The sequence below is a fragment of the Allobranchiibius sp. GilTou73 genome (genome assembly GCF_021391335.1).
In the GTDB taxonomy this organism is placed as follows: Bacteria; Actinomycetota; Actinomycetes; order Actinomycetales; family Dermatophilaceae; genus Allobranchiibius; species Allobranchiibius huperziae.
Genome location: NZ_CP090051.1, coordinates 560672 through 582646 on the forward strand (window position 1 = coordinate 560672; position 21975 = coordinate 582646).

Consider the following 21975-nt stretch of genomic DNA (forward strand, 5'->3'; position numbering starts at 1 on the left):
GGTCGGGATGGGTACGCGCCCCGAAGCAACGGGCCAGCACGTCGACAGTAAGTTGATGGCTATCCAAAGCGCCTCGGTCGTTCAAGAGGGTGAAACCCTGGGTGCCAGTTTGCGACGCAAACTTGGCGGATTCGATGCAGGCAGGACGTGCCTGTCTCATACACCGGCGACGTAGGCGGTGAGGAAGTGGACGCCGTGGCGGTCGAGGTTGCCACGGGCGCGGTCATAGTGCTCGGTGGTGCGGGGGTCGGCGTGGCGGGCCAGGATCTGCGCGTCGCGTAGTGGGACTCCGGCGTCGAGGGCGTTGGTGATCGCGGCGTGGCGCAGCGAGTGCGGGCTGATGTGCCGCGGGATGCCGGCTGCTGCGGCCATCCGGGTGACCATCCGGTAAACGTCGCGGCGGTCGACTGGTTTGCCAGATACCGGCCGCAGCAGGAGCGGGCCGCCGGTCCGTTCGCCGCGGCAGGCCTCCAACACGCGCAGGACGGGAACGGTCAAAGGCATGGTGGCTGGCTTGTTGCCCTTGCCGATCAGCCGCAGCACTCGGTACCCGCGGAGGGTGTCGGCGTAGTCCTCGATCTGGACGGCGGCGGCTTCGGAGGCGCGAAGGGCGTTGATGCCCAGCAGGAACGCCAGGGCCCCGTGGTGCACGGTGAGGGTTTGGGCGACCTGCAGGAACCGGATCAGCTCGAGGCGGTCCAGTCCTTGCGTGCGGCTCTCGTCGCGGTTCACCTTGGGCAGTCGGGCGTAGATGGCTGGGTCGGCGGCGATGAGCCCATCGATGTGCGCGAAGCGGAAGTACCCGCGGACCGCGTGCATCATCGTGCTGACCAAGGAGTCCATCAGCCCGCGTTCGCTCAGACCGCGGATGTACAGCTCGACGTGGGCGCGTTGGATCCCGGTCAACGGGTCGAGCGCGTTCATCTCGCACCAGGCGAACCACTGGCGGAGCTGGAATGCGTACAGCGCGTGGGTTCGCCCGGAATAGCGGGCCAGGAAGGACACCGCCGCCAGCTGTGCGCTCGACATCATTGCTGGTTCGAAGGGCAACACCATCGTTGTCGTGGACATCACGTCACCTCGCGGCGACCAAGACTGACCCAGACCCCGCTCGCCGCCCGCGCGGCCAGGCATGTGGACCCACCGACGCTACGTCGCTCAAGAGCTGCGAGGCCGCACCCGTCTGGCGGCGGAGTGACTCGCGTTGGCCCCGGATGGCCTGAAGTAGTGATTGAGCGTCCGAGTCCTGATTACGACAGGATGAGAGATTCCAGTGACGCGACAGTTGCCGCCGCGCTTGAACCGCTGGCCGGTGCACGACACGGTTACGACGTCGCCGATCGGGTTGTGCCAGACGAGCCGAGCCTGTACGCGCTCCACGGCGATGAATCAACCTGGTCGTCGCTTGGCCTCACTCCCGCGTTCGAGCCGCGACGTAATCACAAGACTTGCCGGACGCCCGAACCAGATCGAGAAATTCGACCCTCGTACCACTGTCGATGCCCCGTGCTGGGCGAGCAGCGGCTCTTGTCTGACCCACCCAGAGCGCGACGATGGTCATGCAGTCTGGAGCCGCGACGCGCGAGCATGTGTCTCCGCGCGAATGAGGGAAGGGCCGTTAATCGAGCGCACGCAAAACCCTGAGGGACAACATGCGGGCCCCTCGACTGATCCATCCTTACCATCGTCATGACCGGCGACGCTGTCACGATCAGCGGTGACGGGCGCAACAGTTGTTCACACCGACATTAGCGAGGGGGGCCAGTGCCGATCCTGCCCTTGAATGTGCCTGAGGCCAGCGACGTTGACTACGCCGCAGGCCGACTGACGACGCGCACCTACGTCAGCTCCAGCTTCAGCTGGCAGTTCGGCCAGGACAGGGGCGAGCGTGGGCGTTACGTCCGCCGGGTCTTCGATGAGGTCGTCACCGAAGACGACGACGAATGGGAGTGGAGGAGCGAAGTGGTCTACACAACTCCGGGCGGTCGTAAACAGATCGAGCTTCAAGTGGCGCGATCCGCTGGCGTGATCCGCAAGATCAGGATCCAAAAGGTGCCGACAAGTAGCGACGCAACGAAGCTGGAGCCCGTGCTCGAACTGGATCGGGAGCAATCGGCTCGTCTCATCGACATGCTGCGCGCCCTCGACTCCATTCCGATCGAGGGAGAAAACACCGTGCGCATCGACGATGACTTGCTTCGACAAGTCTTCGAGGACCCGACGGCGATCGCGGCGGCCTACGCCGCCAATACGGACCGGTTCCGAGCACTCATCGAGAGCGACGCGACCGCCAGCGACGTGATTGCTCTTCAGAGCCGGCGCGGGGTGGTCGCCACCATGCGGCTATGGCTTGAGGACGAGGCCGCGTTCAACGCTGCCCGCGACGAGGCGGGTGGGCCCGAAAAGGCATGGCAGCAGCTTCTTGAAGCCAACCCCTGGGTCTTGGGCGTTGGACTGTCGGGTCAGCTCCTCACGTCCTGGGACAAGGAGCGCTTAGAACAGACTGTGGTCGGCCGCAGCATAAAGGGGGTTGGCAAACGTGTCGATGCTTTGCTCAGGACCGCCGGCATCGTCCGGTCTATGGTCTTCGCCGAGATCAAACACCACAGGACTGAACTTTTGGCCGACGAGTACCGAACGGGGTGCTGGCGCCCGTCCAGCGAGGTCTCGGGCGCGGTGGTTCAGATCCAGCAAACGGTGCACTTGGCGGTGCGCGACTTAGGTACGGACTTCATGCAGGAGCAAGCGCCCGACGGATCCCTGCTCAGTGGCGGTACATTCTTACTCCAACCGCGGTCCTTCGTTGTGGTGGGTTGCCTAAACCAGCTGGCTGGCGACGGCGGGGGAGCTATCCCCGACAAGGTCCGCAGCTTCGAACTCTTTCGGAGAAACTTGCACGAACCCGAGATCCTTACGTTTGACGAAATTTTGGCCCGCGCAGAGTGGCAGGTCGAGGTGGCCTCGCGCGAAGTGGTGAATGACGGAATGGATCCTCTGGTTGACGTCAATCCCCTCACGGGCGAAATGACGCCTTAACTGCGCTGTCTCAGACCAGCGTCCTTGCGGCGGTGAGACAGCAGGTTGTGCTTGGGCGGAGCCGATGATGTCGTGTCGAACTGCCAAATTTGCTGCAGCTAGGGCAAATTTGTGACTCGGGTGAGGCCAATCAAGCGATGAGAAGGGCGCGATGCCTTGCCAGACTTTGTCTTACTGATCGTGCGGAGTATGCGCGCCGTTACATCGCTGTCTAGGTTCGCTAGAACCGCCGGCATCACATCTTCGTCCACCACACCATCTATGTCATCGGCATTTTGCCGCTCAAGCCAAAACGCTCTGCGCTTCACACGTGCACCGTCGAGGTGCCCGTGAACTTCTATCACCTCCTTAGTCAGCTCTACTTCGGACAGAACCTTGACCAGTTCGTTCGCTTGCCCGACAGAGACAAACCCTTCGGCCCGCTCGCTCGAGGTTTCCCACTCCACCGCAACACCACCCGTGATCCGAGCGACCTTTGCGATTCGATCGAGCGCGTACCGATCTGCGCGTGCGGCGCCGACGGCATTACGAACGACCAGATGCTCATCCAAGTCGCGCGACTCGGGAAGAAGATTCGCCAGTCGGCTGATGGCTCGCTCCGATGTAGAGGGCGTGTTCTGGGCCAGAGGCTCCAACAGTTCCGGTGGATCCGGCCGCATCACAATCAGGTTGCCGCCACTGGCCTGCACAAAGACCGGGGTCTTGCGGTAGTCCGAGGCATTTATCGGCCGCACCGATTCGGACTGTCCAGTGGCTTGGCGCCGGATTTCGTGCCCAATTGAGGCGACCGCTGCGCTGAACGCGTCTGTGACCTGACTGATCTCTCGAGACAGGGGTTGGCGCGAGCCCAGACGCACTCGGAGAACTGCTGATCCGCCAATGCGCAACTCGGCTGGCGCGATGCGGTTGAACATCGCGCGGAGGCTTGACGCGCTCAGTTCACCCAGAAAGTCCATTGGTGGGAGTGACAACGCCGAGACTACGTCAGCCCGCAGGCTGCTGAGATCTTCGGTGGTCATCGGTCCACCTCCACTTCCGCGACACCCTTGCGGGCCTTCGCCAAGCTGCCGTTGCTCGGAACGTCTGCGACCGAGAGCATGCGAAGCGCGTCGAACTCGTGTTCGTCGGCTATGAGTCGAGCATCCACCAGACCCCCGACAGACGACCTTCGCTCCAGGGAACCGCCAAGGTGCGGACCCGCGAAGACTACGTCTTCCAGAACCACCATCTGCCAGCCCACACCGAAGCCATCGAACGCGGCATTGACTGCTTCTCTGTTGGCCGCAAGGTATACGGCCTGTGCCGTAACCGATGGCTCTGCGTAGGTTACGAACCCACCACCGATAACGAGCCGGCCAGCCCCGAAGTGTACTCGCGCAGCACGAGCCCAAGCCTTCAGGGAGTCGAAGACCGCCCCTCGGTGTAGCGAGTCGGTGCGGTTTCCCACAAAAGTATCTGCAAGCTGTTGCCACGTGAATGGCCACCGCCCCTCCGGCAAGAGCCCGGTATGCGGTTCAGGGGCAGGTGGCGTCGGCATCTGACTCCGCCCCCGGGCGAGCTCGCATGGAGCTCGGCCAGCTCTGACCTCCTGGGACCCGCGCTCCTTGCACCCACCTTTTTCAGCTTTCAACGGCACACTTTCCGCTTCTCGGGCCCTTGCGAGCGCAACCCCCATGGCAGGACCTTACGTGGATGGTAGGGAGCCGCGGGCTTCTGCAGTTGACCAAGTTGCATGTTGATCGGTCTCCCATGCTTTCGAGCATTCCCGCCCAGACAGCAGGCACATCGCCGACCACCCGATCACCGCTGTCATCTAAGGCTCCTGGTGCTGGAGGCACTATCGCTGACACGGGACCGACTCAGGGCTGACTTCGCCCGAAGTCGCACTCTGACACTCTGGGCGGTAGGACGCGGGCTCGCCGCTCTTGTAGGTCAGCTTGAGGGGACCTCGTTCCGCCGCCCGGCGCCTGTGTCGATGCCTTGGCGGCGTCAGCGGTGCGCACGATCCGGCAGGGGCACGCTGGCGAGGAACGCGTCGTGCTCATCGCGGACGTCTGCATCGACTGTTGGTTGCTGCGCGGAGTAAAGGCCGTCGTGCGGTCACGCTTCGGCCCTGAGACCCAGACGCCCCTCCACCGTCGACTTCGTAGAAGTTCGCGTCGGGCTCGGGAGCGCGGGAGCCTCGGACGCGCAAGCGTCCGACTGTGGACGTACGCGGTCCGCCAAGTGCGGTAAGGCCGACGCGAGTGATCCACGCGGGGCCGCGATCGGTGTAGTAACACCCTGAGCTGGACGCACGTGATGCGGTCGGCCATCCCGGCACCGTCGGTGCGTCCGGCGCGCTCCAGCACCCGGGTTCAACCGCCAGGCCTGACAGACCTACAACGGTGTGCGTAGTACTACTACGAGTAGTACTATTAGAACCAACCACAGACCGCACGCCGAGAGGGCACCCCCGTGAGCAACCTGGATCTCGCGAGATGGCAGTTCGCGATCACGACCGTCTACCACTTCCTCTTCGTCCCGATCACGATCGGTCTGTCGGCAATGGTCGCGGGGTTCGAGACCCAGTGGCTGCGGAAGCGCAACCCACAGATGCTGCGGCTGGCGAAGTTCTTCGGCAAGCTGCTGCTGATCAACTTCGCGCTCGGGCTGGTGACCGGCATCGTGCAGGAGTTCCAGTTCGGGATGAACTGGTCGGCCTACAGCCGCTTCTTCGGTGACATCTTCGGCGCACCGCTGGCGTTCGAGGCGCTGCTCGCGTTCTTCCTGGAGTCCACCTTCCTCGGCGTCTGGATCTTCGGCTGGGGCCGGATCCCCGAGAAGGCGCACGCCGCGTGCATGTGGCTGGTGCACATCGGCACCCTGCTGTCCGCGTACTTCATCCTCGCCGCGAACTCCTTCATGCAGCACCCGGTCGGCTGGAAGTACAACGCCACCACCGGTCGCGCCGAGCTCACCGACTTCGTCGCCGTGCTGACCAATAAGGTGCAGCTGGTCACCTTCCCGCATGTGGTCGCGAGCGCCTACCTCGTCGGCGGCGGGGTCGTGATGGGCGTCGGGCTGTGGCTGCTGCACAAGCACCGCGGCACGAAGGACTCGCTGATGTACCGCAAGGCCGCGCGGATCGGCGCGGTCGTCACGCTGCTGGCCGGCGCGGGCGTGGCCGTCACCGGCGACACCCAGGGCAAGATCATGACCGAGGTGCAGCCGATGAAGATGGCCGCCGCCGAAGCGCTCTACACCACCCAGGACCACTGCGCCGCGTTCTCCCTCTTCACCATCGGCTCCCTCAACGGGCAGTCGCAGAAGGCCGCCGTCAAGGTGCCGTGCGTGCTGTCCTTCCTCGCCACCGGCAGCTTCGAGGGCAAGGTCGACGGGATCGACGACCTCAAGGCGAGCCTGCCCGCGCAGCTGCAGAAACATGCCCGCGCCGAGGGCATCCCCGCGGCCTACAGCCAGCCCGCCGACTCGGTCTACACGCCCAACATCCCGCTCGCCTACTGGTCCTTCCGGCTCATGATCGGCGTCGGTATGACGTCCACGATCGTCGCGCTCGGCGTCCTGTGGGTCACCCGCAAGGGCCGCACCGCCCTGGCGAAACCGTGGGTCTGGGCAGGCATCGCCGTGCCGTTGCTGCCGGTCCTCGGCAACAGCTTCGGCTGGATCTTCACCGAGACCGGCCGCCAGCCGTGGTTGGTCTACGGCGTGATGAGCACCAGGACCGGCGTCTCCGGCAACGGGGCGGGCACCGTCCTCACCTCGATGGTCGTCTTCACCCTCCTGTACGCCGCCCTGGCCGTCGTCGAGGTGCGCCTCTTCCTCGACTACACCCGCCGCGGCGCCGACCCCGCGCCGCCCGAGCTCGACCCGGACGCGGCCTCCACCGACGAACACGACACGCCCGCGCCCGTGTCGTTCGTCTACTGACCACCACGAGAAGGACTGCAGAGCAATGACTCTCGAGACGTTCTGGTTCATCCTCATCGCGGTGCTGTGGACCGCCTACCTCATGCTCGAAGGCTTCGACTTCGGCGTCGGGATGCTGCTCGGCATCTTCGGCCGCGATGCCGAGGGTGAGGACGGCGCCACCCGCAGACGCGTGCTGCTCAACGCCATCGGCCCGTTCTGGGACGGCAACGAGGTGTGGCTGCTGACCGCGGGCGGCGCGACGTTCGCGGCGTTCCCCGCCTGGTACGCCTCGATGTTCAGCGGCTTCTACCTGGCCTTCCTGCTCGTGCTGGTCGCGCTCATCCTGCGCAACATGGGGCTGGAGTACCGCCACAAGCGCCACGGCGAGACCTGGCAACGCCGCTGGGACGCGATCATCGTGACCTGCTCGGTCATTGCTCCGCTGCTGGTCGGCACCGCCCTCACCAACCTCGTACGCGGCGTACCGCTGAACAAAGCAGGCGACTTCACCGGCACCCTGCTTACCCTGCTCAACCCGTGGAGCCTGCTCGGTGGCCTCACCATCCTCGCCCTCAGCCTCACCCACGGCTGCTTCTTCATCGCGCTGAAGACCGACGGGCAGGTGCGACGCGACGCGCGCGCCCTCGGCACGAAGGCGGGACTGGTCTCCTCGGTCCTCGCGGTGGTGCTGCTCGGCTGGGTCGACCTGCACACCGGCACCACCTGGTCCTGGATCACGTCGGCAGTGGCCGCGGTGGCCCTGCTCGGCGCGCTTACCGCAAACCTGCGCGGGCGTGAGGGATTCGCGTTCTCCGGCACCATGCTCACCATCGGGATGGCGGTCGCGACTTACTTCGTCGCGCTCTTCCCCGACGTGATGCCGAGCACGACGAACGCCGCCTACTCCCTCACCGTCGACAACGCCTCCAGCTCCCACCTCACCCTGCAGATCATGACCGGCGCCGCCGTCGTGATGACACCCATCGTGATCGGCTACTCGGCCTGGAACTACTGGGTCTTCCGCAAACGCATCTCGACCAGCACCCTTCCCACCAAGCACGACCCCCTGGCGCCGTTGCCCCCGTCGGAGTCGCTGCAGGAGGCAGGTCGCTGATGGCCGCGCCGTTCGACCCGCGCCTGTTGCAGGAGGTGCCGCAGACCCGCGGCCCGGTCGCAGCCCTCGGCATACTCGGCGTCGCGCAGGGCATTGTCGCGATCGCTCAGGCCGTCGCGGTCGCCCACCTCGTGGTCGCGCTCGTCGAACGCCGATCCCTCACCGCCTGGGCCCTCACCGTGCTGACCCTGCTCGCAGTGCGCGGACTGCTCAGCGCGGCCGGGGAGGTCACCGCGGCATGGGCCGGCACGCGAGTGGCCGGGCTACTGCGGCGTCGGGTGCTCACCGCCTGGCTGCACCGACCGGTCGACACGTCGCCCGACCCCACCACCATGCTGACCCGCTCCACTATCGGCGCCGACAGCGTCGAGCCGTACGTCGCGCGCTACCTTCCCGCCCTGGTCAGCGCCGCTGTCGTGCCCCCACTGGCGATCGCCGCGATGGTCTGGGTCGACTGGGTCAGCGCCCTCATCGTCGTGCTGACCGTGCCGCTGCTGCCGCTCTTCGCAGCCCTCATCGGGATGCACACGCACGACGAGACGCAGGCTCGCTGGGTCGAATCGCACCGGCTGGCAGGCCATTTCGTCGATGTGATGCGGGGACTCCCGACCCTGGTCAACTACCAGCGCGCCGACGCCCAGGTCGACGTCGTCGCGCAGGTCGGCGAACGGCACCGCCGGGCGACCGTGCGCACACTGCGTACGGCGTTCCTCAGCTCCGCCGCTCTGGAGCTGCTCGCGACGATCTCGGTCGCCATCGTCGCGGTCTTCGTCGGCCTGCGGCTGACCTACGGCAGCATCTCGCTCACCGTCGCGTTGACGGCGATCCTGCTCGCGCCCGAGGCGTACTGGCCGATCCGCCGGGTCGGCCAGGAGTTCCACTCCGCCGCCGACGGTGCCGAGGCCATCGACGCGCTCCTCGACGAGGCGGTGCACACACCGCGCTCGACCGATGGCGAGCCGGTCCGTCGGGCCGCGGTCACCGGCCTGTCCTACCGCTACCCGGGCACGGACGTCGACGTGCTCCGTGGCGTGAGCTTCGACGTCTCCGCGTCCGGGATCACGGCCGTCACCGGCCCGTCGGGGTGTGGAAAGACGACCCTGCTGGAGCTGCTCGCGGGGCTGCGTACGCCGACCTCCGGCGACGTCGTGGCCACTGTGTCACATCTGGTCACTCAGCGTCCGTTCGTCACACCAGGGACGTTGCGTGACAACCTCGGCATCGCCGATCTGCCAGACGGCGTCGACTGGCTGCCCGCGCCGCTGCGGACGCTGCCCGCCGGGCTCGACACGCTCCTCGGCGACGACGGTTACGGACTGTCCGCCGGGCAGCGCGCGCTGCTCGCGCTCACCCGCGCCCGCCTCGGCGAGGAGCGGCTGATCCTGCTGGACGAGCCCACCGCCCACCTGGACCCTGCCGCGGCGTACGACGTGCACACCATGATCCGCGAGCTGGCGACCACACGCGCGGTCGTGCTGGTCACCCACGACCCGGAGCTGATGGCGGTCACCGACCGGCGCGTCGACCTTCCGCTCCGGCTCCCCGTCGCCACCGCCCGTCAGGGGGTGGAGCAATCGTCGAAGGGTGCGGACATATCCCCACCTCCCGGTGATATCCCCACCCCTCGACGCGAGGAGCCCGCGGCGCGGGTCGGCCCGGGCACAATCGGCGCACTCTTGCGACCCGCTCCCGGTGTGCTGCGGGCCGCGGTCCTCGGCGGGCTCGCCGCCACCTGCGGGGTCGCGCTGACCGCCACCTCCGGGTGGCTCATCGTGCAGGCCAGCGCCCGGCCCGTCATCCTGACCCTGCTCACCGCGATCGTGGCCGTGCGCGCGTTCGGTATCGGCCGGCCGATCTTCCGGTACGTGGAGCGGATCCGCTCCCACGACGCCGCGCTGCACCTGCTCGCCGACCGGCGCACCGACCTCTACCGCACCCTCATCCCGCTCACACCCGCACGGCTGGGACGACGCCGCCGCGCCGATCTGCTCGGCGCCGTCGTGCGGGACGTGGACGACGAGGTCGACGTGCAGGTGCGCGCCATCGTGCCGCTGCTGGCCGCCGCGATGACCTGTCTCGTCGCCACCGTCGCGGCCGCGGTCCTCTATCCACCGGCGGCCCTGGTCGTCGTCGCGATCGCCCTGGTCGCCGCTCTGATCGGCGCGATCGACTGGACCCTGGAGCGCGCCGGCCACGGCGCGAGCCTGAGCGCGCGGGGCGCCGTGACCTCCAGCGCCTCGACCATCAGCCTGAACACCGCAGCGCTGCAGGCGATCCGCGGTGACGCCGCCGAGCTCGCCAGGCTCGACGCCGCCCAGCTCGACCTGGAGCGCGCTGTGCGTCGGCAGGCCCGCGGACGGGCGGCCGGCCTCGGTCTGAGCTTCCTGCTCACCGCGGCCGCGGCGATCGGGATGGCGATCCTCCTGCTGGGCGCCCTCGCGAACGGCGACGTTGGAGGCCCGTTCGCCGCGCTGCTGGTGCTCGGACCCGTCGCCCTGACCGACATCCTGGGCTCGATCCCGGACGCCGTCGGCGCGCTGGCCCGCGGCCAGGCAGCCCGCCGCCGCCTCGACACGCTCGTCCGGCAAACGCCCGCCGTCCACGACAACGGACGCACCGCCGAGGTCCCCGCGCCGACCACCCTGCAGCTGTCGGACGTCGCCGCGTCCTGGACGGACGGGCCGGACCAGATCCACGGGATCGACCTGCGGGTCGCTCCGGGCGAGCACATCGCCGTCACCGGGCCCAACGGCATCGGCAAGTCCACCGTGCTCGCCGTCCTCGCCCGCCACCTCGATCCGAGCCGCGGACGGTACGACGTCGCCGGGCGTGACGCCCTGGTCTGCCGACCCGACGACGTACGCCGGCACGTGGCCGTCGTCGACGACGAACCGCACCTCTTCGCCGGCTCGCTGCGCGCCAACCTGCTGCTCGCCCGCCCGGGCGCGAGCGACAGCCAGGTGGCGAGCGCGCTGGTCGACGCGGGTCTCGGGCGGTGGGTCGCCGGGCTGCCCGACGGACTCGACACGCTGCTCGGATCCGATGCCCGAGGGGTGTCCGGCGGCGAACGCACCCGGATCGCGATAGCGCGGGCGGTGCTCGCGAACCGCCGCGTCATACTTCTGGACGAACCGGTGGCCCACCTCGATCACCCGACCGCGTCCGCATTGATGCGCGATCTGCACGATGCGACCCGCGACGCCTCGGTGGTCGTGGTCAGTCACCAGCAGATCGGCGTGCAGGGCTGCGACCGCGTGATCGAGCTCGGCCGCGAGGACATCGAAGACGGAGGTGGCGCGCATGCCCACGAGTGGGCGAGCGGAGCTCGGTGAGCTGGAGGGCGCGGTCATGTCCCGGCTGTGGGACGCGCCGACCGGTGGCACGTTGTCGGTGCGAGAGGTCTTCGAATCACTCTCTCGCGAGCGGGAACTCGCCTACACCACGGTGATGACGGTGCTCGACCGGCTGGCCAAGAAGGGCCTGGCTGACCGGGTCCGCGACGGACGCGCATGGCGGTACGCCGCCGCGGCCACCCGCGAGGAGATGACCGCCCGCGCCCTGCACCAGACGCTGGCGGCCCTCGACGGTGACGAACGGCAGGCGACGTTCGCGCACTTCCTGGGCGACGCGTCGCACGCCGACCTGGCGGCCCTGCGGGCAGAGCTTGATCGGATCGAGTCCGACGCACCGAAGGACGACGGCCGCCGCTGACCGCGACCGCAGCTCCGCTTCGTCGAGCAGAGGGGCTCAGTCGGCCAGGAACGCCCGGACCCGCTGCCCGACCACCTCGTGCCGCCACAGACCCAGGTGGTCCGCCCCCGGCACGGCCACCAGCTGTGCGCCGGGGATGCGATCGGCGGCCGTCTGCGCCTGGGCGAAGGGGACATCGACGTCGGCGGTGCCGTGGATCACGAGGGTGGGCGAGCTGATCTGCTCGAACGGGTAGTCCGGCACGTCCTCGAAGAGGCGCATGTCGGCGGCGTACCCGACCTTGCGGCGGTCGAAGCGGACCGCGGCCGCCGCCACCGCTCGGCCGGGATCCGAGCGCGGCGTGACGATCAGATACCCGGCGATCACCGCGTCGACCTGGGCCAGCCGCTCCCCGAGCCACTTGCCGACACGCGCGAGGGGCTGCAGGGCCGCGTACATCTCGTGCTCGGTGAAGGTCTGCACGAGCGACTCGATGAGCACCAGCCGGGCGCAGCGAGAGGCGTGCCGCAGGGCGAACTGCACCGCGGCCGGGCCGCCGCCCGACACGGCGATGACCACGGCTGTCTCGATCCCGAGGGCGTCGAGCACCTCGGCGAAGAGGTCGGCCTGCTCCTCGGGAGTGGGACCGCTGGCCAGCGGGGTGCGCAAGTAACCGGGTCGCGACACCGACACCACCCGCCGGTCGTCCAGGCCGAGCCCGGAGGCGGTCACCTGAGCCAGGTCGTAACCGCCCGGTGTGCCGTGGACCACGACGATCGCCGGCTCGTCCGTCGTACGCCGGCCGCCCGCCGGGACGCCTGAATCGCGCACCTCGACCGGCCCCCGAGACAGGTGCAGCACCCGAGCGCCAGCATCCTGTCGGTCCGCACTCACCCGACGCCACCGCTGCAGCCCGACAGCTGACGCCAGCAGTCCGACCGCGGCCGAGGCCAGGATCGACTCCCCCGTTCTCCGCATCGACCTCTCCTCGTGTCCGACGTGCGACGACACCGGTCGGATGCCGCCCGCGCCGACCTCAGATGTGCAGGATCACCAGCGCTGCCAGTGCCAACGGCGCCGCCACGGCAGCCATTCCGAGCAGCCCGGCACACGTGGCGAGGACGGGGTGATGCCGCTGCACCGTCAGCTGCTCCAGCCGGATGCGGGCGAAGTCCTCATGGCCGAGCGTGCCGTTCGGATGCTCGGACCGTGCGAGGGCCACCAGCGCCCGCGCCACCGGCACCCGGCCGACGGCGCGTTCGGCGCTGCGGTCCGCGAGCAGCTCGATCAGAAGGCGCACGGTCTCCAGGCCGCGATCGCTGCGCAACCGCTGCGGCACCGCGGTGTGCCACACCGTGAAGAACTCCAGGACCAGGTCGTGGCGGTGGCGCAGATGCGCCAACTCGTGGGCGAGGACGGCGCGCAGCTCCGCCGGCGGAAGTGCCTCGATGGTGCCGCTGGTGAGCACGACCCGCCGTGAGAGCCCGGGGACGCAGTAGGCCGTCGCCGTGGGGTGGGAGAGCACGCGCACCTGCGCGGGGAGACCCTCGGCATGGACCGGTTCGTCGAGCAGGTCGACGAGTTCGCGGTGCTCACGGCGCACCTTCCGCAGCCGCCGGCCGACCACGTGTGCGCGAGCCAGCAGGCGGCCGATGAGCAGCGCCGACACCAGGGCAGCGACCGCGGCGAGGGCGATGTGGTCGCGCGGCGCGGGCAGCCCGCGACCCACCCGCACGATGTACAGGACGGCCAGCGGCGCAAGCTCCAGGCCGGCGACCACCGCACCCAGCGACACCCCCTGCCACAGCCAGAGCGCGGGCCCGGGCACTCCCGCAGCGCGGTCCACCGTGGAAGCAGTCGCGGCGCGGGCCAGGCGAGAGCCACTGTCAGCAACAGCAGCCACCCGAGGTACACCCCCGCATTCTCCGGCAGGCACCTCGGGACGAGCGCGCCGACCGCGCAGGTCGCCGGCCGAACGGCCCGGGAGACGACCTGCGCAGTCGGCGAAACGGGTCAGACCGGTGAGTTCTCCGGCTCGGCCAGGTGGGCGGGGTGCCGCTGCTCGTGCGGCGCGCCCGCACCGGTGAGCTTCTCGCCCTCGACATCGACCTTCGGCAGGATCTTGTCCAGCCACTTCGGCAGCCACCACGCGCGCTCGCCGAGCAGGAAGAGCAGCGCGGGCATGAGCGTCATGCGCACCACGAACGCGTCGAAGAAGACCGCGACCGCGAGCGCGAAACCGATCGACATGATGAACGAGACGCCCTGCAGGATGAACGCCGCGAAGACCGAGATCATGATCGCCGCAGCCGCCGCGACCACCCTGGCGCTGTTGCGGAACCCGTCGACCACGGCGTCACGCGCCGACATCCCGTGCACGTGCGCCTCCCGCATCCGGGTCACCAGGAACACCTGGTAGTCCATCGCGAGCCCGAAGACGATGCCGATCAGGATGATCGGCATGAAGCTGACCAGCGGCGCGCCCTCGACGATCCCGAAGCGGCCGTCCTGGAAGACCTCGACGGTCGCCCCGAGCGTGGCGAGGATCGACAGCAGGAAGCCCAGCGTCGCGACGAGCGGCACGAGCACGGACCGGAAGACGACCATCAGCACCAGGAACGCCAGGCCGATGACCACCGCCAGATAGACGGGCAGCGCGCCGGTGAGCCGGTCGGACACGTCGGTCTGGATCGCCACCAGCCCGGTGACGCCGACCGTCGTACCCGTCGACTTCTCGATGCCGGACTGCCCGTCGCGCAACGCGTGCAGCAGCGACAGCGTCTTCTCGTCGTCCGCCCCCGACTTGGGGGTGATCAGCACCTGGGCGCCGGTGCCCGCCTTGTTGAGGCCGACGATCTGGGCGTTCGCGACGTCGGGCTTGGTGCCCGCCCAGGTCGCGACCTTCCCGTACGCCGTCGTACGCGCCTTGGCGCCTCCGGTCACGTTCGTGCCATCGACCACGACCAGCAGCGGCGCGGCACGACCCGGCCCGAAGGCCTCCGCCTGCAGGTCGGCGGCCTTGCGCTGGGTGGTCGACTTCGCGGCCGTGGAGTCGCTGGGCAACGCCAGGTGCAGGCTCTTCGCGGGCACGGCGATGGCGCCGAGCACCACCACGACGAGCGCGACCACGATCGCCGGCTTGCGGCCGATCAGGCGGGCCCACCGGGTGCCGTTGTTGACCGCGTGACCGTCTGCGTCGCGCGGGTCCTCCCGCTTGCGCACCTGCGCGCCGAACGCCTTGGACTTGAACATCCCGAGGACGGCGGGCAGCAGGGTGAGCGCGACCAGCACGGCGAAGAACACCGTCTCGGCCGCGGCCAGACCCATCGCGGTGAGGAACGGGATGCCCACCACCGACAGCGCGATCAGGGCGATCAGCACCGTCAGGCCGGCGAAGACGACCGCCGTCCCCGCCTTGCCGACGGCCAACCCGACGGCGTGCGCCCGGTCGTCGGTCGTGCGCAACTCGGTGCGGTATCTGGACAGGATGAAGAGCGTGTAGTCGATGCCGACCGCGAGGCCGATCATGCTCGACAGGATCGGGGTCGTCGTGCCGACCGTGGTGAACGCCGTGGCGAGCTGCACCCCGATGGTGCCCATGATGACGCCGACGAAGGCCGACAGGATCGGCATACCGGCGGCGATGAGCGAGCCGAAGGTGATGATCAGGACGACGGCGGCGAACGCGACGCCGATCAGCTCACTGCTGCCGCCCGGGTCGGGCGCGATCTGCATGCCCGCGCCGTTGACCTCGGCGGTCAGACCGGACGCGCGCGCCTTCTTCAGGTCGTCGACGACCTTGTTCTGCGTCGCCGGCTTCACGTCCTGCACGGTCTTCACGTCGAACGCGAAGTCGATCGTGCCGATCCGCCCGTCCGGTGAGAGCGGCAGCAGGGCGTTCGCGTTGCGCTCGGCGACCGCCTTGGGTGTGCCCTGCTTGGCCGCTGCCGAGGTCGCCGCCTTGAACTGCGCGGCCGAGGCCGTCACCGGGTTGACCAGCTTGGTCTTCGGCATCTGCGGGACCTTCTGCAGGTCCGCGATCAGCGCGTTCACCGCGTTGGTGTACTTCGCCTCCTTGAGGGTGTGTCCCTTCGGAGCGCCCACCACGACGGACACGCCCGCCTGATTGACCGCGTCGCCGGTGCCCGGGAAGAGCTTCTGCTGCATCGACTGCGCCTTGAGCGACGGGATGCCCGGGATCGAGAAGGTGTCGACCAGCGGTTTGTGGATCGCCTGCGACAGCCCGCCCAGTCCGACCAGGGCGATGAGCCAGCCGATCAGGAAGAAGGGCCACTTGCGGTACGCAGTCCGGCCGAGTCGGTACAGAGCGGTCGCCATCAGATGCCTCTCGTGAAAATGATTCGGACGCACCAACGACTTCCCGCGCCCCTGCATCTCATGATGGGTTGCCGTGCGCGCTGGGCCAACCCGAGAGCAGCCCCCACGGGAGAATCGTGACGACTGTCACGCGTTCGGTGGTGCTGCCTGTACCGGTGCGTACGCGACCACGCCGTTTCACGGGTCCGGCCATGCAGCACAATCGCGTCCATGACTTCGACGACCACCCCCCGCGACACCACCGTCCTGGACCGCGCCCGTGAGGTCGTCCTCGACCGGGGCGAGGCCCTCGGGTACGACGACATCGTCGCCGTGCTGAACTCTCCCGACGACCTGCTGCCCGACCTGCTCGCCCTGGCCCACGAGGTGCGCCTGAAGTACAACGGCGAGGAGGTCGAGGTCGAGGGCATCGTCTCCCTCAAGACCGGCGGATGCCCCGAGGACTGCCACTTCTGCAGCCAGTCCGGCCAGTTCACCTCCCCGTGCGCTCGGTGTGGCTCAACATCCCCGAGCTGGTGCGCGCCGCCGAGCAGACCGCCGCCACCGGCGCCAGCGAGTTCTGCATCGTGGCCGCCGTCCGCGGACCCGACGCGAAGCTGATGAGCCAGATGCGCGAGGGCGTCAAGGCCATCAAGGAGGCCGTCGACATCGAGGTGGCCGCCTCGCTCGGCATGCTCAGCCAGGAGCAGGTCGACGACCTCGTCGACATGGGCGTGCACCGCTACAACCACAACCTCGAGGCCGCGCGCTCCTACTTCACCAAGGTCGTCACCACGCACTCCTACGAGGAGCGCTGGGACACCTGCACGATGGTGAAGGAGTCCGGCATGGAGCTGTGCTGCGGCGGCCTCGTCGGGATGGGCGAGACCATCGAGCAGCGCGCCGAACTGGCCTCGCAGCTGGCGGAACTGGAGCCGCACGAGGTGCCGCTGAACTTCCTCAACCCGCGCCCCGGTACGCCGTTCGGCGACCTGGAGCCGATGGGCTCCTCGGACGCGCTGCGCACGATCGCGGCGTTCCGGCTCGCACTGCCGCGCACGATCCTGCGGTACGCCGGCGGCCGTGAGCTCACCCTCGGCGACCTCGGCACCCGCGACGGGCTGCTCGGCGGCATCAACGCCGTCATCGTCGGCAACTACCTGACCACCCTGGGCCGCGACCCGCGCGAGGACCTGGCGCTGCTGGACGAGCTGCAGATGCCGATCAAGGCGCTCAACGCGACGCTGTGAACCGTCCCGCCGACACCACGGGCGCATCCGATGCTGCCGATCGCGGCGCGCCGGATGCGCCCGATCAGGGCACGCCGGCGGCGTACTGCGGGCACTGCGGCGCTCCGGACGAGGGCGGTCCGCACCCGGCCTGCGAGCGCGCGCTCGAGCTGGAACCTCCGCGGTTCTGCGCGGTGTGCGCACGGCGGATGAAGGTGCAGGTGACGCCCACCGGTTGGAGCGCCGAGTGCTCCCGGCACGGCGAACGTGCCGCGCCGGGCGCCGACGTTGCTGGCAATCCCCGCTCAAACCCACGACGATGGGCCCAGCACACGACCCAAGGAGGTCCGCATGTCACAGCCGACGAACGGCGAAGGTAGGTCCGGGGAACACTCCGGCGGATACCAGCAGGGCGGAAGTCTCGGCCAAGGCTGGGAGCAGGACGAACAGTCCGACACGCCGTACGACGCGCAGAACACCGGATGGGACGCCACGCAGGCGGTCCCGGCGGCCCCCAGGAGGACGGCGCGCACGGCGCATCGCCGGCCCAGGGCAGTGAAGCCGCCGACGTCGCGGGCTCCGCCGACTCGGGTCCGTCGTCAGCCGGCGAGCAGGGATACACCGCCGGTGACCAGCAGGGCTACAGCCAGCCGAGCGGCCAGGAGCCGTCCGGATACGGACAGCCGGCCGGTGGCTACGGGCAGCAGGGCCAGCAGAGCCAGTCCGATTCCGGCTACGGCCAGCAGGGCCAGTCCGACTCCGGTTTTGGCCAGCAGGGCGGCTACGGCCAGTCCAGCTACGGCCAGCAGGCACCCTCCGACGCGCAGGGCCAGCAGGGCTGGGGTCAGCAGGGCCAGCAGGGCGGTTACGGGCAGCAGTCTCCGGCGTACGGCGCGAGCCAGCCGGGACAGGCCGGACAGCAGGGACAGCAGGGCCAGTCCGACCAGTCCGGCTCGAAGGGCCGCGGCTGGGGCCGTCAGAGCGGTCAGCCGCGCGACCCCAACAGCCCGCAGGCGCAGGTCAGCCAGGTCGTCGGCGGTGCCGGTGACGGCGTCGGCGCGCTCTTCAGCGACCTGCAGTTCAAGAAGTCGCTGACCGAGCGCATCGCCTCGCTGATCTTCCTGGTGACGATCGTCTGGGCGGTGCTGCACTTCCTGTCCAACCTGGTCTACAACTTCGGCAGTCAGGGCGTCGGCAACGGTGTCTCGATCAAGCACATGAGCACCGGTTCGGCGCTGATCCACACGCTCACCGACCTGGTGGCGCTCGTGCTCACCGTCGGTGTGACCCGGCTGCTGCTCGAGCTCGCGGTGCACGTCTCCCGGATCGCCGGGCGCACCAAGGACTGAGCACCACCTGCATCACTTTCTCGTCGAGCGGAGGGGTTCGCGCGGGAGTGGAGGGGCTTCGGCCCCTCCGCTCGTCGCCGGACCCCTCCGCTCGACGTTCGAGGTCTACCGGCTGGCAGGAGTGCGCATTTCGGAACGAGCCCAGCCGGCTGATTGGATGCGGGGGTGTCCGACCCGTCGCAGCTGCTGTCCTACGACCGTAACCACCTCTGGCACCCGTACTCCTCGGTCACCGAGCCCGCGCCGACCCGCCTGGTGGAGTCCGCGAGCGGGATCCGCCTGACGTTGCGGGACACCGATGGCACCCGCCGCGAGGTCATCGACGGCATGTCCTCGTGGTGGTGCGCGATCCACGGGTACGCCGTGCCCGAGCTCGACGCGGCGGCCCAGCAGCAGCTCGGCCGGATGAGCCACGTGATGTTCGGCGGACTCACGCACGAGCCGGCGATCACCCTGGCGCGCAAGCTGCTCGAGCGAGCTCCGGCATTCGACGGGCAGGCCCGGCTGGAGCACGTCTTCCTGGCCGACTCCGGCTCCGTCAGCGTCGAGGTCGCCCTGAAGATGGCGTGGCAGGCGCATCTGACCGGCGGTCGGCCCCGGCGCAAGATGTTCACCATCCGCGGCGGTTACCACGGCGACACGCTGGCCCCGATGAGCGTGTGCGACCCCGTCGGCGGCATGCACCGCCTCTTCACCGGCGTGCTCCCCGAGCAGGTCTTCGCGCCCCTGCCGCCGGCCGGGCTCGACGGTGACGATGCGACCTACGACGAGTGGGAGAGCGCCACCCGCCGGCTCTACGAGGAGCACGCACCCGACATCGCGGCGGTCGTGCTCGAGCCGGTCCTGCAGGGCGCGGGCGGCATGCGCATCTACCCACCGCGCGCGGTCCGGTTCCTGGCCGCGCTGGCGCGCGACCACGGTGCGCTGGTGATCTTCGACGAGATCGCCACCGGTTTCGGCCGGCTCGGGACGATGTGGGCCGCTGACCAGGTCGAGGTCGTGCCGGACATCCTGTGCGTCGGCAAGGCGCTCACCGGCGGCTACCTCACGCTGGCCGCGGTCCTATGCACCGCGGACGTCGCCCGGGCGGTCAGCGGCGGGGAGGCCGGTGCGCTCATGCACGGGCCGACGTTCACGGGCAACCCGCTGGCCTGCGCGATCGCGTCGGCCAGCATGGACCTGGTGACGCCGACCCGCATCGGCCGCGCCCGGCAGATCGAGGCGGAGCTGCGCGGTGCGCTGGAGCCGGCGCGGGCGCTCGCGAGCGTGCGCGACGTACGCGCCATCGGAGCCGTCGGCGTCATTCAGCTGCACTCCCCCGTCGACACCGAGGCGGTCACGCGGGTCGCGCTGGAGCAGGGCGTGTGGCTGCGACCTTTCCGCGACCTGGTCTATGCGATGCCACCCCTCGTGAGCGATGCTGATGCCATCGAAACCATCGGCGGGGCGATGGTCTCCGCAGTGGAACAGGTGCATGGATGAGCACATTCGAGCAATACCTGCAGTCCCAGGCTGCGGAGCGTGATGCGGCGGGGCTGACGCGTCGGGTGGTCGCCGGTGTGGGCCACCAGGCGATCGACCTCGCGGGCAACGACTACCTGGGCCTGCGCCGCGATCCGGCGGTGATCGACGCGGCGGTAGCAGCCCTGGAGTACTTCGGATCCGGAGCCGGGGCATCCCGCCTGGTGACCGGCACCTGGCCCATCCACGAGGACCTCGAGACCGCCCTGGCAGAACACCTGCAGATGGAGTCGGCGCTCGTCTTCTCCACCGGCTACCAGGCCAACCTCGCGGCCATGACCGCGCTCGCCGACGACGACACCCTGATCGTCTCCGACGCGCACAACCACGCCTCGATCATCGACGGGGCGCGCCTGTCCCGGGCGGCCGTCGAGGTCGTCCCGCACGGTGACCTGGCGGCGTACGAACGCGCCCTGCAGGAGCGCACGCAGGCCCGCGCCGTCATCGTGATCGAGTCGATCTACTCGGTCTTCGGCGACACCTCCCCGGTGGCCGAGCTCGCCGATCTGGCCGCCCGGTACGACGCGCTCCTGGTCGTCGACGAGGCGCACGGCCTCGGGGTGGTGGGTGACCACGGCGAGGGTCGGGTCGCCTCGCTCGGACTCGCAGGCGCACCGCACATCGTGGTGACGGTCAGCCTGGCCAAGGCGCTGTCGTCCCAGGGTGGCGCGGTGCTCGGATCGGACCTGGTGCGCAGCCACCTGATCAACACCGCGCGGCCCTTCATCTACGACACCGGCCTGGCACCGGTGTCCGCGGGCGCCGCGCTCGGGGCTCTCGACGTGCTGGTCGAGCGACCCTCCCTGGCCAAGGAGGTCCGCGAGATCATGGGCGAGCTGGCCGCGGCGTGCGGCGTCCCCACACCGGCGGGCGCCGTCCTGTCCGTCGCCATGCCCGGCCCGCGGGAGGCACTGGCGGCGGTCGACGTGTGCGCGGCGCACGGCGTGCGCATCGGATGCTTCCGCCCGCCATCGACGCCCGACGGCAGTTCCCGGCTGCGGCTGACCGCCCACGCCGGTCTCTCGGCCAAGGACGTCGAGCACTGCGCGCGGGTGCTGCGCACGGTCTCCCGGTGAGCAACCCCTGCCCGGTCATCTGCATCAGCGGCACCGACACCGAGATCGGCAAGACCATCGCCACCGCCGCGATCGCAGCAGCGCTGACCGGTCACGGCCAACGCGTGGTCGCGGTCAAGCCCACCCAGACCGGGCTGGCTCCCGGTGAGCCCGGTGACGCCGACGAGGTCGCCCGGCTGACCGACGTCGACGTGCGCGAGTACGTGCGTCTTCCCGAACCGCTCGCGCCCGACATCGCGGCGCGGCGCGCCGGTGTCTCCCTGCCGACCGTCGCCGAGCACGCCGCCCGGGTCGCCGACCTGGCCCGCAGCGGCGAGTACGACGTGGTGCTCGTCGAGGGCGCCGGCGGACTCCTGGTGCGGCTGGACGCCGACGGCGGCACCCTCGCCGATCTCGCGACCGCGCTGGGGCGCGACGGGGTCCGCGCGGGGTTCGCGATCGTCGTACGCGCCGGCCTCGGCACCCTCAACCACACCGCGCTCACCCTCGAAGCCCTGGAGGCCCGCGGCCTGGATCTCGTCGGGCTGATCGTGGGATCCCTGTCCGAAACACCGGATCTGGCGGCCGAGACCAACCTGGACCAGCTGCGCGACCTGGCCGACGACCGGTGGATCGGCACCATCCCGGCTGGCGCCTCACGCCTGGAGCCCCGGGCGTTCCGCCGCGCCGCCGCCGACTGGCTGGTGCTCTAGGAGCCACCGATCGGTGCGCTCGGCCCGGGCTGGCCCTAC

15 protein-coding genes and 1 pseudogene are annotated in these 21975 nt (G+C 69.3%); 10 read left to right on the top strand and 6 right to left on the bottom strand.

Translation table 11 applies throughout. The annotated features are described in order from the left end of the window. Nucleotides 1-156: 156 nt before the first annotated feature. Nucleotides 157-1071, bottom strand: a complete 915-nt coding sequence (locus tag LVQ62_RS02705) for a tyrosine-type recombinase/integrase (protein WP_233764526.1) — start codon at nucleotides 1069-1071, stop codon at nucleotides 157-159. Nucleotides 1072-1764: 693 nt separating this feature from the next. On the opposite strand from LVQ62_RS02705, the gene LVQ62_RS02710 reads away from it, so the two are divergent. Then, complete coding sequence (locus tag LVQ62_RS02710; protein ID WP_233764528.1) at nucleotides 1765-3036, top strand: Shedu immune nuclease family protein; 1272 nt, start codon at nucleotides 1765-1767, stop codon at nucleotides 3034-3036. Nucleotides 3037-3134: 98 nt separating this feature from the next. On the opposite strand, the gene LVQ62_RS02715 is transcribed toward LVQ62_RS02710, so the two are convergent. After that, nucleotides 3135-4055 carry a hypothetical protein gene (locus LVQ62_RS02715; RefSeq protein ID WP_233764530.1) on the bottom strand — a complete coding sequence of 307 codons (921 nt, stop codon included), beginning with the start codon at nucleotides 4053-4055 and terminating at the stop codon, nucleotides 3135-3137. Next, nucleotides 4052-4483, bottom strand: coding sequence for a hypothetical protein (locus LVQ62_RS02720; protein ID WP_233764534.1), 432 nt, complete (start codon nucleotides 4481-4483; stop codon nucleotides 4052-4054). Before LVQ62_RS02720 ends, LVQ62_RS02715 begins: the two co-directional genes overlap by 4 nt. A 1010-nt stretch (nucleotides 4484-5493) precedes the next feature. Between LVQ62_RS02720 and LVQ62_RS02725 the strand changes: the two genes are divergently transcribed. From LVQ62_RS02725 to LVQ62_RS02740, 4 genes are read left to right on the top strand one after another with little or no spacing between them, the layout of a single operon-like run. Beyond that, complete coding sequence (locus LVQ62_RS02725) at nucleotides 5494-6966, top strand: cytochrome ubiquinol oxidase subunit I (RefSeq protein WP_233764536.1); 1473 nt, start codon at nucleotides 5494-5496, stop codon at nucleotides 6964-6966. 25 nt (nucleotides 6967-6991) lie between these two features. Next, on the top strand, nucleotides 6992-8062 hold the full coding sequence (cydB, locus tag LVQ62_RS02730; protein WP_233764539.1) for a cytochrome d ubiquinol oxidase subunit II: 1071 nt from the start codon (nucleotides 6992-6994) through the stop codon (nucleotides 8060-8062). Next, complete coding sequence (gene cydC, locus LVQ62_RS02735; RefSeq protein ID WP_233764548.1) at nucleotides 8062-11394, top strand: thiol reductant ABC exporter subunit CydC; 3333 nt, start codon at nucleotides 8062-8064, stop codon at nucleotides 11392-11394. Before cydB ends, cydC begins: the two co-directional genes overlap by 1 nt. Then, nucleotides 11363-11773 (top strand): BlaI/MecI/CopY family transcriptional regulator, encoded by a 411-nt coding sequence (locus LVQ62_RS02740; RefSeq protein WP_233764550.1) that lies wholly within the window; start codon nucleotides 11363-11365, stop codon nucleotides 11771-11773. The genes cydC and LVQ62_RS02740 overlap by 32 nt, the downstream gene beginning before the upstream one ends. A gap of 36 nt (nucleotides 11774-11809) precedes the next feature. Here LVQ62_RS02740 and LVQ62_RS02745 read toward each other — a convergent pair whose 3' ends face one another. The 3 genes from LVQ62_RS02745 to LVQ62_RS02755 all read right to left on the bottom strand — a co-directional run bounded on the left by LVQ62_RS02745 (nucleotide 11810) and on the right by LVQ62_RS02755 (nucleotide 16090). Next, a complete protein-coding gene (locus LVQ62_RS02745; protein ID WP_233764552.1) occupies nucleotides 11810-12730 on the bottom strand; it encodes an alpha/beta fold hydrolase in 921 nt (306 codons plus the stop codon). Nucleotides 12731-12788: 58 nt separating this feature from the next. Further along, complete coding sequence (locus LVQ62_RS02750) at nucleotides 12789-13655, bottom strand: M56 family metallopeptidase (protein WP_233764561.1); 867 nt, start codon at nucleotides 13653-13655, stop codon at nucleotides 12789-12791. Between the two features lie 110 nt (nucleotides 13656-13765). Then, on the bottom strand, nucleotides 13766-16090 hold the full coding sequence (locus LVQ62_RS02755; protein WP_233764570.1) for an MMPL family transporter: 2325 nt from the start codon (nucleotides 16088-16090) through the stop codon (nucleotides 13766-13768). A 210-nt stretch (nucleotides 16091-16300) separates the two neighbouring features. Here LVQ62_RS02755 and bioB point away from each other — a divergent pair. The 5 genes and pseudogenes from bioB to bioD all read left to right on the top strand — a co-directional run bounded on the left by bioB (nucleotide 16301) and on the right by bioD (nucleotide 21936). Next, nucleotides 16301-17319 (top strand): annotated as a pseudogene (gene bioB, locus LVQ62_RS02760) (biotin synthase BioB). A gap of 461 nt (nucleotides 17320-17780) precedes the next feature. Continuing rightward, nucleotides 17781-18647 carry a DUF4282 domain-containing protein gene (locus tag LVQ62_RS02765; protein WP_233764579.1) on the top strand — a complete coding sequence of 289 codons (867 nt, stop codon included), beginning with the start codon at nucleotides 17781-17783 and terminating at the stop codon, nucleotides 18645-18647. A 165-nt stretch (nucleotides 18648-18812) separates the two neighbouring features. After that, nucleotides 18813-20129 carry an adenosylmethionine--8-amino-7-oxononanoate transaminase gene (locus LVQ62_RS02770; RefSeq protein ID WP_233764588.1) on the top strand — a complete coding sequence of 439 codons (1317 nt, stop codon included), beginning with the start codon at nucleotides 18813-18815 and terminating at the stop codon, nucleotides 20127-20129. Then, nucleotides 20126-21244 carry an 8-amino-7-oxononanoate synthase gene (locus LVQ62_RS02775; RefSeq protein WP_233764590.1) on the top strand — a complete coding sequence of 373 codons (1119 nt, stop codon included), beginning with the start codon at nucleotides 20126-20128 and terminating at the stop codon, nucleotides 21242-21244. The genes LVQ62_RS02770 and LVQ62_RS02775 overlap by 4 nt, the downstream gene beginning before the upstream one ends. Further along, nucleotides 21241-21936, top strand: a complete 696-nt coding sequence (gene bioD, locus LVQ62_RS02780) for a dethiobiotin synthase (RefSeq protein WP_233764600.1) — start codon at nucleotides 21241-21243, stop codon at nucleotides 21934-21936. The genes LVQ62_RS02775 and bioD overlap by 4 nt, the downstream gene beginning before the upstream one ends. Nucleotides 21937-21975: the final 39 nt, after the last annotated feature.